Annotated in this window: 17 protein-coding genes; 10 read left to right on the forward strand and 7 right to left on the reverse strand. The window is 67.2% G+C overall.

The features are described from left to right. Positions 1 to 71 precede the first annotated feature (71 nt). From ACQHGV_RS15455 to gltX, 4 genes are all read right to left on the reverse strand, one after another. Positions 72 to 239 (reverse strand): Trm112 family protein, encoded by a 168-nt coding sequence (locus ACQHGV_RS15455; protein WP_007405277.1) that lies wholly within the window; start codon positions 237 to 239, stop codon positions 72 to 74. Then, complete coding sequence (locus tag ACQHGV_RS15460; RefSeq protein WP_440978843.1) at positions 236 to 841, reverse strand: LON peptidase substrate-binding domain-containing protein; 606 nt, start codon at positions 839 to 841, stop codon at positions 236 to 238. The genes ACQHGV_RS15455 and ACQHGV_RS15460 overlap by 4 nt, the downstream gene beginning before the upstream one ends. Before the next feature lie 6 nt (positions 842 to 847). Continuing rightward, positions 848 to 1,744 (reverse strand): tetratricopeptide repeat protein, encoded by an 897-nt coding sequence (locus ACQHGV_RS15465; RefSeq protein ID WP_440980224.1) that lies wholly within the window; start codon positions 1,742 to 1,744, stop codon positions 848 to 850. A gap of 88 nt (positions 1,745 to 1,832) precedes the next feature. Next, positions 1,833 to 3,158, reverse strand: coding sequence for a glutamate--tRNA ligase (gltX, locus tag ACQHGV_RS15470; protein WP_440978844.1), 1,326 nt, complete (start codon positions 3,156 to 3,158; stop codon positions 1,833 to 1,835). A 97-nt stretch (positions 3,159 to 3,255) separates the two neighbouring features. On the opposite strand from gltX, the gene ACQHGV_RS15475 reads away from it, so the two are divergent. Further along, positions 3,256 to 4,191 (forward strand): ribose-phosphate pyrophosphokinase, encoded by a 936-nt coding sequence (locus ACQHGV_RS15475; RefSeq protein ID WP_058744857.1) that lies wholly within the window; start codon positions 3,256 to 3,258, stop codon positions 4,189 to 4,191. 125 nt (positions 4,192 to 4,316) lie between these two features. On the opposite strand, the gene ACQHGV_RS15480 is transcribed toward ACQHGV_RS15475, so the two are convergent. Together ACQHGV_RS15480 and ACQHGV_RS15485 are read right to left on the reverse strand one after the other, a co-directional pair. Continuing rightward, entirely contained in the window at positions 4,317 to 4,649 is a 333-nt protein-coding gene (locus tag ACQHGV_RS15480; protein ID WP_175311813.1) for a PilZ domain-containing protein, read from the reverse strand. 25 nt (positions 4,650 to 4,674) lie between these two features. Beyond that, positions 4,675 to 5,214 carry a sterol desaturase family protein gene (locus ACQHGV_RS15485; RefSeq protein WP_082052471.1) on the reverse strand — a complete coding sequence of 180 codons (540 nt, stop codon included), beginning with the start codon at positions 5,212 to 5,214 and terminating at the stop codon, positions 4,675 to 4,677. A 195-nt stretch (positions 5,215 to 5,409) separates the two neighbouring features. On the opposite strand from ACQHGV_RS15485, the gene sucC reads away from it, so the two are divergent. The 5 genes from sucC (at position 5,410) to ACQHGV_RS15510 (ending at position 10,151) form a co-directional block, all read left to right on the forward strand. Next, complete coding sequence (sucC, locus tag ACQHGV_RS15490) at positions 5,410 to 6,609, forward strand: ADP-forming succinate--CoA ligase subunit beta (protein WP_007405207.1); 1,200 nt, start codon at positions 5,410 to 5,412, stop codon at positions 6,607 to 6,609. Between the two features lie 153 nt (positions 6,610 to 6,762). Then, entirely contained in the window at positions 6,763 to 7,512 is a 750-nt protein-coding gene (locus ACQHGV_RS15495; protein ID WP_440978845.1) for an electron transfer flavoprotein subunit beta/FixA family protein, read from the forward strand. Beyond that, positions 7,509 to 8,438: an electron transfer flavoprotein subunit alpha/FixB family protein gene (locus ACQHGV_RS15500; protein ID WP_440978846.1), complete on the forward strand. Its 930-nt coding sequence runs from the start codon at positions 7,509 to 7,511 to the stop codon at positions 8,436 to 8,438. The genes ACQHGV_RS15495 and ACQHGV_RS15500 overlap by 4 nt, the downstream gene beginning before the upstream one ends. 217 nt (positions 8,439 to 8,655) lie before the next feature. Then, positions 8,656 to 8,934 carry an acylphosphatase gene (locus tag ACQHGV_RS15505; RefSeq protein ID WP_440978847.1) on the forward strand — a complete coding sequence of 93 codons (279 nt, stop codon included), beginning with the start codon at positions 8,656 to 8,658 and terminating at the stop codon, positions 8,932 to 8,934. Continuing rightward, on the forward strand, positions 8,928 to 10,151 hold the full coding sequence (locus tag ACQHGV_RS15510; RefSeq protein WP_440978848.1) for a dipeptidase: 1,224 nt from the start codon (positions 8,928 to 8,930) through the stop codon (positions 10,149 to 10,151). Before ACQHGV_RS15505 ends, ACQHGV_RS15510 begins: the two co-directional genes overlap by 7 nt. Here the strand turns inward: ACQHGV_RS15510 and ACQHGV_RS15515 are convergent. Next, positions 10,105 to 11,310, reverse strand: coding sequence for an MFS transporter (locus ACQHGV_RS15515; protein ID WP_440978849.1), 1,206 nt, complete (start codon positions 11,308 to 11,310; stop codon positions 10,105 to 10,107). The two genes, ACQHGV_RS15510 and ACQHGV_RS15515, sit on opposite strands and share 47 nt — an antisense overlap. A 182-nt stretch (positions 11,311 to 11,492) precedes the next feature. Between ACQHGV_RS15515 and ACQHGV_RS15520 the strand changes: the two genes are divergently transcribed. The 4 genes from ACQHGV_RS15520 (at position 11,493) to ACQHGV_RS15535 (ending at position 15,885) form a co-directional block, all read left to right on the forward strand. Beyond that, a complete protein-coding gene (locus ACQHGV_RS15520) occupies positions 11,493 to 12,872 on the forward strand; it encodes a glycosyl transferase family protein (RefSeq protein WP_440978850.1) in 1,380 nt (459 codons plus the stop codon). Beyond that, positions 12,869 to 13,837, forward strand: coding sequence for a hypothetical protein (locus ACQHGV_RS15525; RefSeq protein WP_440978851.1), 969 nt, complete (start codon positions 12,869 to 12,871; stop codon positions 13,835 to 13,837). The genes ACQHGV_RS15520 and ACQHGV_RS15525 overlap by 4 nt, the downstream gene beginning before the upstream one ends. Positions 13,838 to 14,209: 372 nt before the next feature. Beyond that, positions 14,210 to 15,124, forward strand: a complete 915-nt coding sequence (locus tag ACQHGV_RS15530; protein WP_440978852.1) for a sulfite exporter TauE/SafE family protein — start codon at positions 14,210 to 14,212, stop codon at positions 15,122 to 15,124. Further along, a complete protein-coding gene (locus ACQHGV_RS15535; RefSeq protein ID WP_440978853.1) occupies positions 15,121 to 15,885 on the forward strand; it encodes a TIGR02186 family protein in 765 nt (254 codons plus the stop codon). Before ACQHGV_RS15530 ends, ACQHGV_RS15535 begins: the two co-directional genes overlap by 4 nt. Positions 15,886 to 15,922: the final 37 nt, after the last annotated feature.

The raw sequence follows: 15,922 nt of genomic DNA on the forward strand, positions 1-15,922 counted from the left end.
AGCAAGTTCCGTGGCCTTCGACTTCGCTCAGGCTGAACGGGGGTGGGGGATAGTGTGAACGGCGTGGGGGCTTAAAGCTCCCGCGCTTCCTCGACCAGCATCACCGGCACGCCGTCGCGGATCGGATAGGCCAGCCCCGCCGCCTCCGACACCAGTTCCTGTGCGGCCTCGTCATAACGCAGCGGCGTGCGTGTGACGGGGCACACCAGCCGTTCGAGCAACCACGGGTCCAGGCTCATTGCAGCGTCACCCGATCCTCGCCGTCATGGCGTCCGAAGAATTGCATCAACTGGATGATCAGCTCGGCACGCTGTTCCAGGTCGGGGGCCTCCAGCAGCGCCTGTTTCGCCGCCACGTCGAAGGGGGCGATCTGGGCGATGCCGTTGACCAGGCTTTCATCGTCCAGCCGCCCGACCGAATCCCAGTCGACGGCATAGCCCTGAAGCTCGGCGAAGCGCCGCGATTCCTGCTCCAGCGAGGCGCGGCGGCCGAGCGACAGGAAATCCTCGTCGGCGATCGGCAGCAAGTCCGCCTCGACCTGACGGAACGGCGTCGTCACTTCCAGCTCGCGCTGGATGCGAAACAGTGACACGCCCTCCAGCACCAGATTGTAGCGGCCATCCTCCATCGCCTCGACCTCGGCGATGCGGCCGACGCAACCGACCTGATAGAGCGCGGGCTTGTCGCCCTCACCCGCCGGCTGGACCATGCCGATCCGCCGGTCGCGCGCCATCGCGTCGGAGACGAGCGCCCGGTAGCGCGGCTCGAAGATGTGCAGCGGCAAGGGCATCCCCGGAAAGAGGATCGCGCCCGCCAGCGGAAAGATCGAGAGCCGCGCCACCTGCGCTTATCCGAACAGGATGGCGGACAGCCGCCGCCGCTGCTGCGACACCCAGGGGTCGGTCATGCCGACGACCTCGAACAGCTTAAGCAACTGCTGGCGCGCGGCGTCCTCGTTCCAGCCGCGATCGGCCGCGACGATGTGGAGCAGGTTGTCCGCCGCGCCGTCACGGTCGCCCGCCGCCATCTGCGCGTTCGCCAGCGCAAACCGCTTTTCATGGTCGTCGGGGCTGGCCGCGACTTCGGCCGCCAGATCGGCATAGTCCGCCGCCGGTGGGGCCGACCGGGCGAGTGCCACGGCAGCGACCGCACGGTGGATGGCGGGATCGTTGGCGAGGCCTTGCGGAAGCGCCTCAGTCGCCGCTTCGGCTTCGTCGATCCGGCCGGCGGCGAGCAGCGCGCGGATGTGCCCCGACAGCACGGCGGGATGCTCCGGCGCCATGTCGAGCAGCTGCTGGAAAATCGACAGCGCGCGGGTCGCGTCACCGGCCTCCAGCACTTCCTCGCCCATCGCGATCAGCGGTTCGAGTTCCGCTGCCGCGTCCGACGCTTCCGACTGAATCGGCAATTGCTTGAGCAGCTGATCGAGCATCGTGCGCAGCGCGCTTTCGGTGCGCGCGCTGGTGAGGTCGGCGACCAGCTGGCCCTGGAACATCGCATAGACGGTCGGAATCGAGCGGATCTGGAATTGGTTGGCGATGAACTGGTTCTTGTCGGTGTCGATCTTGGCCAGCACCACACCCTTGTCGGCATAGGCCTCCGCGACCTTCTCCAGCGTCGGGCCCAGCGCCTTGCACGGCCCGCACCATTCCGCCCAGAAATCGAGGATGACCAGCTTGGTCATCGACGGCTCGACGACATCGCGGCGGAAGGCGGTGACGGCTTCCTTGTCGGCGGGCGACATTCCCAACGTGGCCAAAAGACGCTCCTTTACGTGTTGCTGGGCCCTTATGTGGGCGAGCGGGTGCGGGAATGGAAGGTGGGCGCGTAAATCAGCCGTTCAGCCGCGCGATCGCCCGCGCGCGCCCGATCAGCGGCAAGAGCGCCGCCATGTCCGGCCCCTGCGCGCGGCCGGTCAGCGCGAGGCGCAGCGGCAGGAACAGCGTCTTGCCCTTGCGCCCGGTCGCGTCCTTGAGCGCGGCGGTCAGTGCGTGCCAGGAATCGGTCGTCCAGTCGATCTGCCCCGCGACTTCGGCGGCCTGCGCTAGATAGGCGCGGTCGTCCCCGGCCGGTTCGGGGGCCTCGACCGGCCCCTCGATCACCTGCCACCAGTCGGCGGCCTCCGCGACGGTGTTGAGGTTGGGCCGCACCGCTTCCCACTCCGCCGGCCCCATACCGGTCGGCAGGCGGTCGGCGACCGCTTCATACGGCGTCTGGTGGAGGATGCGCGCATTGAGCTGCGCCAACTCCGCCTCGTCGAAGCGCGCGGGCGCACGGCCGAAGCGCGAAAAGTCGAACCCGGCGATCAGCGGCGCCATGTCGGCGACCGGCTCGACTGGATCGCTGGTGCCGATCCGCGCCAACAAGGCGCGCACCGCCTGCGGCTCGATACCGATCTCGCGGAAATGATCGACGCCCAGCGAGCCGAGTCGCTTGGACAGCTTGCCCTCATTGCCGGTCAGCAGCGCGGCATGGGCAAAGCGCGGCAGTTCGGCCCCCAGCGCCTGGAACATCTGAATCTGCAGCGCGGTGTTGGAGACGTGATCCTCACCGCGCACCACCTGGGTCACGCCCATGTCGATGTCGTCGATGACCGAAGGCAGCATATAGAGCCACGTCCCGTCGGCGCGGCGGATCACGGGGTCGCTCATCGTCGCGGGATCGAAGCGCTGGGGCCCGCGCACCGCGTCGTCCCATTCGATCGGCGCGCCATGATCCAGCTTAAACCGCCAATGCGGACGCACGCCTTCGCCTTCCAGCTTGGCGCGATCTTCCTCGCTCAGCGACAGGGCAGCGCGATCGTACACCGGCGGCAGGCCGCGCCCGAGCTGAATCTTGCGCTTCAGATCGAGTTCCTGTGCCGTCTCATAGGCGGGATAGACTCGGCCGCTGGCGACCAACTCGGCAAAGCGCGCCTCGTACAAAGCGAAACGCTGCGACTGCCGCACCTCGCTATCCGGGATCAGGCCCAGCCACGCCAAATCCGCCCGGATCGCATCGACATAGCGTTCCTCGCTCCGCTCGGCATCGGTGTCGTCGATGCGCAGCAGGAAGCGGCCGCCGGCCTTTTGCGCATACATCCAGTTGTGCAGCGCGGTGCGGATATTGCCGACATGCAGCCGCCCGGTGGGCGAGGGAGCGAAACGGGTCACGGTCATGGCCTCGCCCATAATCGGGGAATCACCTTTGCGCTATTGTGACAGCGCGATTAAAGGGGCCGCGACTACGGGCTGTCTGCGGGGACGGGGTACGACCATGAAATTGATGACCGGCAATTCGAACCTGCCGCTGGCGAAGGCGATCTCCTCCTATCTGGAGGTGCCGCTGACCGAGGCGCTGGTGCGCCGCTTCGCCGATGAGGAAATCTTCGTCGAGATCCAGGAGAATGTGCGCGGCGAGGACGTGTTCGTGATCCAGTCGACCGGCTATCCGGTCAACGACAACCTCATGGAACTCCTCATCATGATCGACGCGCTGAAGCGTGCGTCGGCCAGCCGCATCACGGCCGTGATTCCCTATTTCGGCTATGCGCGCCAGGACCGGAAGCCCGGCCCGCGCACGCCGATCTCGGCCAAGCTGGTGGCGAACCTCATCACCGTCGCGGGCGCCGACCGCGTCCTGTCGGTCGATCTCCATGCCGGTCAGATCCAGGGATTCTTCGATATCCCGACCGACAATCTCTATGCCGCGCCGGTCATGTCGGCGGACATTCTGGCGCGCTTCAAGAACGACAACCTCATGGTCGTGTCGCCCGACGTGGGCGGCGTGGTCCGCGCGCGCCAGCTCGCCAAGCGGCTTAACAACGCGCCGCTCGCCATCGTAGACAAGCGTCGCGAGCGCGCGGGCGAATCGGAAGTGATGAACATCATCGGCGACGTCGAGGGGCGCTTCTGCATCCTGATCGACGACATCGTCGACTCGGCAGGCACGCTGTGCAACGCCGCCGCCGCGCTGCGCCAGGCGGGAGCCGAGGATGTTGTGGCCTATGTCACGCACGGTGTGCTGTCGGGCGGCGCGGTAGCGCGAGTCGATGGCTCGGAACTGCGCGAACTGGTCATCACCGACTCGATCGGCAATCACGAGTCGATCAGCGGCACCGGCAAAATCCGCCACCTGCCCATCGCGCCGCTGCTGGGCGAGGCGATCAAGCGGATTGCGGACGAGACGAGCGTGTCGAGCCTGTTCGACTAAAACGGAAAGACCCCGCTCGGCCGGGCGGGGTCTTACGAGAATCGTCATTGCGAGCGCAGCGAAGCAATCCAGAGCGTCCAGCTTGGCTCTCTAGATTGCTTCGCTGCGCTCGCAATGACGAGGTATTAGCGATTCCCCAAGCCGACGATATGCTCGAACACCGCCGGGTGAAGCGGCTTCGAGAACGCACAGCCATATTTGAACCGGTCGCGCCACGCGATCACCGCCTCCAGCGGGGCGAGGCCCGGCAGGGTCAGCCAGACGATCGTGCCCGGCCATAGCGTGAAGCTGGTTTCAGCGCGAAAGCCCTCGGGCGACAGGTCGACCACGTCGATCTCGAACCGGGTCTGCCCCTTGTCGCGCAGATGCGCGCGCATCCGGACGGCATGGCGAAGCGAGCGGCGAAGCTCCTGGCCGGGGACCGGCTCGAATGGCGGTGTGAAGACCGGTTTTTCCATAACGCTCCCCTTAGCCACAAGAAGGTTACTTTTCCGCCAACGCCCGTTCGCGATCAACCTCGACTGCGACGCCCGCGGGGCGGCGAACCCCGGCGCGTGCGCGGCGCTTCAACTCGGCCTTGAGATCCTCGGGCTTGGGGGCGACCAGAAAGCCGAAGCTGACCGTCCCCTCCTTGGTCTCGACCACATGATGCAGCCGGTGCGCCTGGATGATCCGCTTCATATAATCGGACTTGGGCAGATAGCGCGTCGGCAGCCTTTTATGGACGATGATATCGTGAAAGCCGAAATAGATCGCGCCATACGCCGCGATCCCCGCGCCGATCCAGGTGAAGCCCGGCCACCAGCCCAGCTGTACCCCGCCCAGGATCATCACGAAGGACGGAACGGCGAAGATCGCCGCATACAGGTCGTTCAGTTCCCAATTGCCGGTGCGCGGGCGGTGATGGCTTTCGTGCAGGAACCAGCCCGGCCCGTGCATGATCCAGCGGTGCGCGGCATAGGCGAACCCCTCCATGAAGATCACGGTGCCGAGAAACAGAAGAATGCCGAAAGCCCAGTTCATCGAGTCGCCATAACCCATCCGCGATGATTTTGCTTCCTATTCCGTCGATCGCACGCATCGAACGGCCTGACGCCGGATAAATCGCATTTGCAATGCATTTGCATTAACACCGTTTCGGGGTGGATTTGTCCGCCAGCCTGTGCTTTAGCCGCACCCAATTTCCCTAGAACCACCCGAGAGGCGGAAGGCTAGCGCATGAACATCCACGAATATCAGGCCAAGGAATTGCTCGCCAAGTTCGGCGTGCCCGTCCCCGCCGGCTTCGCCGCGATGACCGTCGAGGAGGCCGTCGAGGCATCGTCCAAGCTCCCCGGACCGCTCTATGTCGTCAAGGCGCAGATCCATGCGGGCGGCCGTGGCAAGGGCAAGTTCAAGGAACTCGGCCCGGACGCCAAGGGCGGTGTCCGCCTGGCCAAGACGGCCGAGGAAGTCCGTGCGCACGCCACCGACATGCTGGGCAACACGCTGGTCACCATCCAGACCGGCGAAGCGGGCAAGCAGGTCAACCGCCTGTACGTGACCGACGGCGTCGACATCGCCAAGGAATTCTACCTCGCGCTGCTCGTCAACCGCGCGACCGGCCGTGTCTCGATGGTCGCCTCGACCGAGGGCGGCATGGACATCGAGACCGTGGCGCATGACACGCCCGAGAAGATCCACTCGATCGACATCGACACCGCGACCGGCTTCATGCCGCATCACGGCCGCGCCGTCGCCGCCGCGCTGGAGCTGACCGGCGACCTCGCCAAGCAGGCCGCCAATGTCGCGTCGAAGCTGTACGCCGCGTTCCTGGGCACCGATGCCGAGCAGATCGAGATCAACCCGCTCGCCGTCACCGAGGACGGCAAGCTGATGGTGCTCGACGCCAAGGTCGGCTTCGACGGCAACGCCATGTTCCGTCACAAGGACCTGATGGAACTGCGCGACACCACCGAAGAAGACGCCATGGAGCTGGAGGCGTCGAAGTACGACCTGGCCTACATCAAGCTCGACGGTGACATTGGCTGCATGGTCAACGGCGCCGGCCTCGCCATGGCGACGATGGACATCATCAAGCTGAACGGCATGTTCCCGGCCAACTTCCTCGACGTCGGCGGCGGCGCGAACAAGGAGAAGGTCACCGCGGCGTTCAAGATCATCCTGAGCGATCCCGCCGTGAAGGGCATCCTGGTGAACATCTTCGGCGGCATCATGCGCTGCGACATCATCGCCGACGGCATCGTCGCGGCGGCGAAGGAAGTGAACCTGCAGGTTCCGCTGGTCGTCCGCCTCGAAGGCACGAATGTCGAGAAGGGCAAGGAAATCCTCGCTAATTCGGGTCTCGCCATCGTCCCCGCCAACGATCTGGGCGATGCCGCCAAGAAGATCGTCGCCGAGGTTCAGAAGGTCGCCTGATCCGCACCTTCGGCCCTGACGGACCGATAAAAGGGGGGCTCGGGCGGAAACGTCCGGGCCCCTTTTCGTTGGTCGGGTGTACCTCTTGCGATGCGCTCGCAACGCCGCCAAAGACGACGGCATGTTTGGCTGTTCAGCCGGGAAGGACCTGCGATGAAGATCGTCGTGCCCGTGAAGCGGGTGTTGGATTACAATGTGAAGCCGCGGGTGAAGGCGGACGGGACGGGCGTCGATCTGGCGAACGTGAAGATGAGCATGAACCCGTTCGACGAGATCGCGGTGGAAGAGGCGATCCGGCTGAAGGAGAAGGGGGCGGCGACCGAAGTGGTCGTCGTCTCGATCGGCGAGCCCAAGGCCGCGGACACGCTGCGCACCGCGCTCGCCATGGGCGCGGACCGGGCGATCCTCATCACCGCCGACCAGCCGGTCGAACCGCTCGGCGTCGCCAAGCTGCTGGCCAAGGTCGTGGAAGAGGAACAGCCCGGCCTCGTGATCCTGGGCAAGCAGGCGATCGACGGCGACAACAACCAGACCGGCCAGATGCTCGCCGGGCTGCTCGGTTGGGCGCAGGGGACGTTCGCATCGAAGGTCGAGATCGACGGTGACAGCGCCAACGTCACGCGTGAGGTCGACGGTGGCCTGGAGACGGTGGCGCTGACTTTGCCCGCGATCGTCACGACCGACCTTCGCCTCAACGAGCCGCGCTATGCGTCGCTCCCGAACATCATGAAGGCCAAGTCCAAGCCGATGGCGACCAAGACCGCCGCCGACTACGGCGTCGACATCGCGCCGCGCCTGACGATCACCCATGTCGCCGAACCCGGCAAGCGCCAGGCGGGCGTCAAGGTCGGCTCGGTCGACGAACTGGTCGAGAAACTGAAAGCACTGGGAGTGGCCAAGTGAAGACGCTGGTATGGGTCGAGCATGACGGCGGGTCCGTCAAGGATGCCACGCTGGCGACCGTCACGGCGGCGGCCAAGCTGGGTGAGGTCCACCTGATCGTCGCGGGGCAGGGTGTGGACGGCGTGGCGCAGGCTGCCGCCAAGATCGCGGGCGTGGGCAAGGTCCATGTCGCCGATGACGCGGCGTACGCCAACGCACTAGCGGAAAACGTCGCGCCGCTGATCGCCGAGCTGATGGGTCATCACGATGCCTTCCTCGCCCCGTCGACCACGACGGGCAAGAACATCGCGCCGCGTGTCGCCGCCCTCATCGACGTGATGCAGATCAGCGACATCCTGTCGGTCGAGGCCCCCGACAGCTTCACCCGCCCGATCTATGCGGGCAATGCCATCGCGACGGTGAAGACTAGCGACAAGAAGCTGGTCCTGACCGTCCGCACCACCGCCTTCGAGAAGGCAGCGGCCGAGGGCGGTTCGGGTACGGTCGAGGCGGTCGCCGCAACCGGCGATGCCGCCAAGTCCCGCTTCGTCGGCGCGGAAAAGGCCGAGAGCGCCCGCCCCGAGCTGACCAGCGCCAAGATCATCGTCTCGGGTGGTCGGGCGCTGGGCTCGGAGGAGCAGTTCCACGCGCTGATCGACCCGCTCGCCGACAAGCTGGGTGCCGCCGTCGGCGCATCCCGCGCGGCGGTCGATGCGGGTTATGCCCCTAACGACTATCAGGTCGGGCAGACCGGCAAGATCGTGGCACCCGAAGTCTATGTCGCGGTCGGTATCTCGGGCGCGATCCAGCATCTGGCGGGGATGAAGGACTCCAAGGTCATCGTCGCGATCAACAAGGACGAGGATGCGCCGATCTTCCAGGTGGCGGACATCGGTCTGGTCGGGGACCTGTTCACCGTCGTGCCGGAGTTGACCGACAAGGTCTGAGATGCGTTCGCGCAGAGGCGCGGAGGGCGCAGAGAAGATTTCGTATTCTCCGCGTTCTCTGCGCCTCTGCGCGAACCATCATTCCTCCCCTACAAGGGGAGGTGGCAGGCCGAAGGCCTGACGGAGGGGTGTCACCCTCTCGATAGCGGGACACCTCCCCTTACAGGGGAGGAATAGGAACTTTCCTTTCCCATCCGCCCGCGCGACAGTCGCGAACATGATCGGCCGTCATCCTCGCATCACCGGGCGCGTGCAGGGCGTCGGGTATCGTTACTGGTTCCTTCGCCGCGCCGAGGCGCTGGGGCTGACCGGATGGGTGCGCAATCGCGCGGACGGTTCGGTCGAGGCTATGATTCAAGGCTCTGACGCCTCCGTCGCGCAGATGATCGCCGACGCCACAGACGGCCCGCCCGCCGCCCGGGTCGATCTGGTCCTGCCCCACGATCACGAAATCGATCCCAGCCTCACCCGATTCGAGCAGCGACCAACATGCTGATCGCGCTCCTGCTCGCCCAGGCCGCCGATCCCGCGATTACGCGCCGCATCGAGTCTGTCCTGGCCCGCGCGCCGATCGTCGACGGGCATAACGACCTGCCATGGGAGTTGCGCGACTCGGACCTTCCGCCTGAATCGCCGGCATTCGCCGCCAATACCGCCACCCTCCTCCATCCGCTCCAGACTGACCTGCCCCGACTGAAACGCGGCGGGGTCGGCGGGCAATTCTGGTCGGTGTGGATTCCCGCCGATGTCACCGGCCCGCGCGCGGTGGAGATGACGCTGGAGCAGATCGACCGCGTACACCGGCTGGTCGCGGCGCATCCCGAGCGATTGGCAATGGCGCGCACCGCCGAGGATATTCGCCGCCTTTCGCGCAGCGGCCGGGTCGCCTCGCTGATCGGCGTCGAGGGCGGCCATCAGATCGACGGGCGGCTGTCGGTGCTGCGCCAGTACAAGGCGCTCGGCGTCGCCTATCTGACGCTGACCCATGGCCGCAGCCTGGCCTGGGCCGATTCGTCGACCGATGCTCCCATTGCCAACGGCCTCAGCGCCTTCGGCCGGGCGGTGGTCGCCGAGATGAACCGGATCGGCATGATCGTCGATGTCGCGCATGTCTCTGACGCGACGATGGCGGCGGTTCTGGACACCAGCAAGGCGCCGGTCATCGCCTCGCATTCGGACGCCCGCGCGCTGGCGGATGCGCCGCGCAACATTCCCGATGCGCTGCTCCGCCGGATCGGTGCGAGCGGGGGCGTGGTGATGGTGAATTGCTATCCCGCCTTCCTGTCGAGCGACTGGCGCGCCTGGGATGCGAAGCGTACCGCTTATGCCAGGTCGGTCGGTGTGCCCGCCAATGTCTATGGCTTCCGCAGCCCGGCACCGCTGATCGCGTGGGACGACGCCAACCCGCCCCCGCGCGTGACGCCCGCGATGGTCGCCGATCATATCGAGCATATCGCCCGCGTGGCCGGTCACGGCACGGTAGGGTTCGGCGGCGACTATGACGGGATCAACGGCACCGGGCCGGAGGGGATGACCGGCGTCGACGGCTATCCGCTGGTACTGGCCGAGCTGGTCCGGCGCGGCTGGAGCGATGCCGACCTGATCCGCCTGACCAGCGGCAACATTCTGCGCGTGATGGAGCGGGTGGAGGCGGTGGCGAAAAGCCTCAGTGCGACAGCACCGGGCGATTCGATCGATCCGCTGGCGCGTTGAGCGTGTCTCCGGCGAACCGCATCGCAACCAGCCAGATCACGAACCCGCCCAGTGCCAGCCCGCATCCGACATAGCCGGTCGAGGTCCAGCCCAGCCCATGCGCGATCGCCATGCCGCCCGCCCAGGGACCGATCGCATTGGCGGTGTTGAACGCCGAATGGTTGAGCGCGGCGGCCAGCCCCTGGCCCTCACCCGCCACGTCCATCAGCCGCGTCTGCAGCACCGTGCCCAGCGCCCCGCCCAGCCCGATCGCAAAGACATTGGGCAGGATCGTCCACAAGCTGCCCGCCGCCAGCGGATAGAGCGCCAGCATCGCCGCCGACCAGAGCAGCAGCGCGCCGGCGGTCGGCATCAACGCGCGGTCGGCAAAGCGCGGCACCACGATATTGCCGATCGTCATGCCCAGACCGAACACCGCCAGCACCAGCGGAATGGTCGTCTGCGACGCGCCCGTGACCTCGGTCAGCGTCGACGCCAGATAGGTATAGACCGCGAACATGCCGCCAAAGCCGATCGCGCCGATCGCCAGCGTCAGCCACACCTGCCCCTTGCCCAGCGCCGCCAGCTCGCGGCGGACACTGGCGCCGTGATCGGGTCGGTCTTGCGGCGCGGCGATGGCGACCAGGGTCGCGGTCAGCAGGGCGAGCGCGGCGACGACCCCGAACACCCAGCGCCAGTTGAGCCACTGGCCCAGCATCTGCGCCAGCGGCACGCCGATCACGGTCGCGACCGTCAGGCCGAGCATGATCCGCCCCACCGCCATCGTCCGCCGCTCGTCGGGAACGAGCGACGCCGCGACCAGCGCGGCGATCCCGAAATAGGCCCCGTGCGGCAACCCGCTGAAAAAGCGGAAGACCAGCATCCAGTGATAATCGGGGGCCATCGCCGACAGGCCGTTGCCGATCGCGAACATCAGCATCAGCGCGATCAGCAAGGTGCGTCGCGCCAGCCTGGCCGACAGCACCGCCAGCAACGGCGCGCCGACCACGACGCCCAGCGCATAGGCGCTGATGACATGCCCCGCCGTCGGCGCATCGACGCCGAGGCCACGCGCGAGGTCGGGCTCCAGGCTCATCGCGGCGAATTCGGTCGTGCCGATCGCGAAGCCGCCGACGGCCAGCGCGGCATGAACGACGCCCGGAGAAAATGTCTTGGCCAAGAGAATGTCCTTTCGGCTGTCATATGTTGCAGCGCAACACGGATCGCAACCTTTGATCGGGCTTGATTTCCGGGCAGAATTTTCCGGTTGCCGCCGCTGTTTCAAATCGATGCGCAGAATCCCGTTGAACGGACGGCCTGCGGCCCGCACACCGGATGCATCGGCGTGGGGGAGCAAGCCGAATGGGTGGGATCATCGGAAGCATCGATGTCGTCGCGCGCGAGCTGTCGCTGTTCGCGGCGGCCGGACTGCTGATCGGCGGGCTCGACGATCTGCTGGTCGACCTTCTGTATCTGGTGCGTCGGATCGGTGGCCGGCATGCCCGCCCGGTCCGCTGCGACGCGCTGCCACCGCCAAGCCAGCCGGGGCGGATGGTCGTCTTCATTCCCGCCTGGGACGAATCGGGGGTGATCGGCGCGATGCTGTCCGCCGCGTTGGAGCGGATCGATCACCCGGATTACCAGCTATATGTCGGGCTGTATCCCAATGATCCGGCGACCATCGCGGCGGCCGCCGAGATCGCCGAAGGGGACGATCGGGTGCGGCTGGTCATCGGATCACGCGCGGGACCCACGACCAAGGCGGATTGCCTGAACACGCTGTGGCATGCGCTCGCCCGCGACCAGGCGGCGGAGGGCTTTGCGGTCAAGGCGATCGTCCTCCACGATGCCGAGGATGTCGTGCATCCGGCGGAACTGACGGTTTTCGATTCGTTGATCGAGGGACGCGCGGTGGTGCAGATTCCCGTCCTGCCGCTGGTCGTGCCGGGATCGCGGCTGGTGTCGGGCCATTACGCCGACGAGTTCGCGGAGAGCCACCATAAGCAGCTGGTCGTCCGCACCTGGATCGGTGCGGGGATGCCGCTGGCGGGGACGGGCTGCGCGATCGCGCCGGCGATGCTGGCGGCGATCGCGGCGGCGCGCGGGGGCGATCCGTTCGATGCGACCAGCCTGACCGAGGATTACGAACTGGGCCTGCGCATCGCCGAGCTGGGCGGCGAGGGGCTGTTCGCGCGCGTCGCCGACGGGACGCGCGGCGGGGTGGTGGCGGTGCGCGCCTTCTTTCCCGCCGATCTGGTGGCCGCCGTGCGGCAAAAGGCGCGGTGGATGACTGGCATCGCGCTGATCGGCTGGGATCGTACCGGCTGGGCGCGGCCGATGGCACTGGGCGATCACTGGTGGCGGCTGCGCGACCGGCGCGGGCCCTTGGCCATGCTGGTGCTGGCGGCGGCCTATCTGGGGCTGTTCGCCGATGCCGGCGCGATCGTGGCGCGGTGGATCATCGATGCGCCCGTGCCGCCGCTGGCACCCGCCTTGTGGTGGCTGTTCGCGATCAACGCGATGCTGCTGTGGTGGCGACTGGTCGTGCGCATGGCCTTTACCGGGCGGGCTTATGGCTGGCGCGAGGCTTTATGGTCGCTGCCGCGCTTCGTCATCGGCAATTTCGTCGCGCTGGCGGCGGCACCGCGTGCGCTGATCCGCTATGTCTTCGTGCTGCGCGGCCGGCCGGCGGTGTGGGACAAGACGAAGCATCATTTTCCGGACCTGTCGCTCCAGCCATGAGCGGACGGCCGATCCGGTTCCTGGGCGGCGTGCTCGGCCTGTGGACGCTGGGGCGGGTCGCCTTTCTGTTGCCGATCGGGACGTCGTCGGTGCCGACCTATCATGCGTCGAAGCGGCCCGGGGCGGCCAAGGCCGCTGCCGCCGTGGCCGCCCCGGTGGCGACGCCGGTCCTGGCGGTGCGTCCCCGCCGCGCCGTCCCGGCCCCGTCGTCCGGCTTGGTGCCGGTCACTCGGTCGGCCGCACTTCCGTCGTATCAGCCGCCCCTGGAGGATTGGTCCGATGTCTCGCCGAGGCCGCAAAGCTGGCCCGACGCGATTCCCGCACTCCCCGTTACGCCGACATCCCCGTCCCGTTGGAGCGCTAGCGCTTGGGCGATCCTGCTTCAGGGCGGCGGCGGCGGATTGCTGCCCGGCGGACAGCTTGGCGGAACCCAGGCGGGGGTGCGTATCCTGCGCCGGATCGATCGAGAGGGCGCGCTGTCGGCCAGTCTGCGCCTCTCCACGCCGATCGAGGGTATCGGCCGCGAGATGGCGGTGGGGGTCGACTGGCGACCATCGCCGCACCTGCCCGTCCGCTTGCTGGTCGAACAGCGGATCGCGCTCGATCGCGGGCAAGGCGGCCCCGCCATTCTGGCCGTTGCCGGTTTCGGGCCACGCGACGTCCTGCCCGGCGTGACGGCGGCGGGCTATGCCCAGGCGGGCGGCGTGCTGCGCGACCGTGCCGAACCGTTCGCGGACGGCGCGGTGCGTGCGACCATCGCCCTCACCCGTGACATCGATCTGGGGCTTGGCGCCTGGGGCGGTGCCCAGCGCGGGGCGAAGCGCTTCGATGTCGGGCCGACGCTGGGCATCGCTCTGCCCGTCGCCGGCCAGAGGCTGCGCCTGTCGCTCGATTGGCGACAGCGGGTGGCGGGAAGCGCCGCGCCGGGGTCCGGCCCCGCGCTGTCGATCGGCGGCGATTTCTAGGACGATCGGCATTCCTTCTAGAGAAGGATGACATGAGGTGGATTCGTCATTGCGAGCGTAGCGAAGCAATCCAGTGTCCAGGCAAGACGCTCTGGATTGCTTCGCTACGCTCGCAATGACGGCTTGGGTCAAACTGACGTTATCCCGCTCTAAGGACGATTGGCATTCCCGCTTTTTCCTCCCCTTGCAGGGGAGGTGGCAGGCCGCAGGCCTGACGGAGGAGTGTCCCGGCTGGAGAGATCGGCCTCAACCCGCGACCGGGGACACCCCTCCACCATCCTTCGGATGGTCCCCCTCCCCTTGCAGGGGAGGAATGGGATGAATATCGGGATGGCTCTGGTCGCTTCCGCCCATGCGGTTATAACGGCCGGCGTGGATCTGTATCTTCCCATCGCCAACCTGTCGGTCAATGCGCTGGTCATCATCGCGCTGGGTGCGGGTGTCGGTCTGTTGTCGGGCATGTTCGGGGTGGGCGGTGGCTTTCTGACCACGCCGCTGCTGATCGTCTATGGCATTCCGCCAACCGTCGCCGCCGCCTCAGCCGCCAGCCAGGTGACCGGCGCCAGCGTGTCGGGCGTGTTCGCGCACTGGCAGCGTGGCGGGGTCGACGTGAAGATGGGCGGCGTTCTGGTCGCGGGCGGCATCATCGGGTCGTTCATCGGCGCCTATATCTTCCGCCTGCTCCAGGCGAGCGGGCAGATCGATACGGTGATCGCGATCGTCTATGTGCTGATGCTCGGCTGGATCGGGTCGGTGATGGCGCGCGAGGCGCTGACCGCGATCATCGCGGCGCGGCGCGGCGTGGCGCAGCGGGCGGCGCGGCGGCGGCACCATCCGCTGGTCGCCGCCCTTCCCTTCCGCACCCGCTTCTACGCCTCGGGCATCTATATCTCGCCGCTCGCGCCTTTGCTGCTAGGGATGTTCACCGGCGTCCTGACCATCCTGCTCGGCATCGGTGGCGGGTTCGTGCTGGTGCCGGCGATGATCTATATCCTGGGCATGGCGACGCGGGTGGTGCTGGGCACCTCGCTGTTCCAGACGCTGTTCGTGACGGCGGCGGCGACGATGGTCCATGCCACCACCACCAAGGCGGTCGACATCGTCCTGGCCGGCCTGCTCCTGATCGGATCGGTGACGGGGGCGCAGCTGGGCGCCAAGTTCGCGACCAATGTGAAGCCCGAATATCTGCGGCTCGCACTCGCCGTCATCGTGCTGCTCGTCGGCCTGCGCATCCTGCTCGGCCTCGTCTGGCGGCCCGAGGAGATCTTCACGGTCCAGCTGTCATGACGCGGCTCGCGCCTGTCCTCGCCCTGCTGTCGCCGCTGCTGATGGCGCAGGCCAAGCCGGTGCTGGTCCCCGACGTGTCGCAGCGCGACATCCAGATCGCGTACAGCTTCACCGGTGCCGAGCTGCTGCTGTTCGGCGCGATCCTCTATCCCGGCGGCCGCCCGCCGCAGGACGACAAGCCGACCGACATCGTCGTCGTGGTCAAGGGGCCGACCCAGTCGATCCTGATCCGTGAGAAGGAGAAGATCGCGGGGCTTTGGGTCAATGCCGGGCGGCTGCGCTATCAGTCGGCGCCGTCCTTCTACGCCATCGCCTCGTCACGGCCGATCGGCCGGATCGTCGACGATCGCACCCGCGCCATCTACGAACTGGGGCTCGACAGCCTTCAGCTCTCCCCCGCCTCCAACGCGCCCGCCGATGTGCAGGCGCGTTTCCAGGCCGGGCTGGTCGACCAGCGTCGCCGCGCGGGGCTGTATGTCGAGGCGCCAAGCGCGGTCGAGATCACCGACGACGTGCTCTACCGTGCGCGCGTCACCATTCCCGCGCGCGTGCCGGTGGGGCGCTTCACCGCCGAGACCTTCCTGATCCGCGACGGGCGCGTGCTGGCCGCCGCCGTGCGCGACATCGACATCCGCAAATCGGGGTTCGAACGGTTCGTCGCGCGCGCCGCCGACCGTGCCGCCATCCCGTACGGGCTGACCGCGGTGGCGCTGTCGGTGTTGCTCGGCTGGGCGGCGGGGTGGATCGCGCGGCGGGTGTAACGACACCATATCTTTAGGTTTTCCCGATTATCGCGAG

Source organism: Sphingomonas pseudosanguinis (assembly GCF_052056765.1).
GTDB lineage: Bacteria > Pseudomonadota > Alphaproteobacteria > Sphingomonadales > Sphingomonadaceae > Sphingomonas > Sphingomonas pseudosanguinis.

Bases quoted from the DNA above. Each gene is read 5' to 3' on its own strand.
- ACQHGV_RS15455 (WP_007405277.1), bottom strand. From the start codon at position 239: ATGAGCCTGGACCCGTGGTTGCTCGAACGGCTGGTGTGCCCCGTCACA.
- ACQHGV_RS15465 (WP_440980224.1), bottom strand. From the start codon at position 1,744: ATGTCGCCCGCCGACAAGGAAGCCGTCACCGCCTTCCGCCGCGATGTC.
- gltX (WP_440978844.1), bottom strand. From the start codon at position 3,158: ATGACCGTGACCCGTTTCGCTCCCTCGCCCACCGGGCGGCTGCATGTC.
- ACQHGV_RS15475 (WP_058744857.1), top strand. From the start codon at position 3,256: ATGAAATTGATGACCGGCAATTCGAACCTGCCGCTGGCGAAGGCGATC.
- ACQHGV_RS15480 (WP_175311813.1), bottom strand. From the start codon at position 4,649: ATGGAAAAACCGGTCTTCACACCGCCATTCGAGCCGGTCCCCGGCCAG.
- ACQHGV_RS15485 (WP_082052471.1), bottom strand. From the start codon at position 5,214: ATGAACTGGGCTTTCGGCATTCTTCTGTTTCTCGGCACCGTGATCTTC.
- sucC (WP_007405207.1), top strand. From the start codon at position 5,410: ATGAACATCCACGAATATCAGGCCAAGGAATTGCTCGCCAAGTTCGGC.
- ACQHGV_RS15495 (WP_440978845.1), top strand. From the start codon at position 6,763: ATGAAGATCGTCGTGCCCGTGAAGCGGGTGTTGGATTACAATGTGAAG.
- ACQHGV_RS15505 (WP_440978847.1), top strand. From the start codon at position 8,656: ATGATCGGCCGTCATCCTCGCATCACCGGGCGCGTGCAGGGCGTCGGG.
- ACQHGV_RS15510 (WP_440978848.1), top strand. From the start codon at position 8,928: ATGCTGATCGCGCTCCTGCTCGCCCAGGCCGCCGATCCCGCGATTACG.
- ACQHGV_RS15520 (WP_440978850.1), top strand. From the start codon at position 11,493: ATGGGTGGGATCATCGGAAGCATCGATGTCGTCGCGCGCGAGCTGTCG.
- ACQHGV_RS15525 (WP_440978851.1), top strand. From the start codon at position 12,869: ATGAGCGGACGGCCGATCCGGTTCCTGGGCGGCGTGCTCGGCCTGTGG.
- ACQHGV_RS15535 (WP_440978853.1), top strand. From the start codon at position 15,121: ATGACGCGGCTCGCGCCTGTCCTCGCCCTGCTGTCGCCGCTGCTGATG.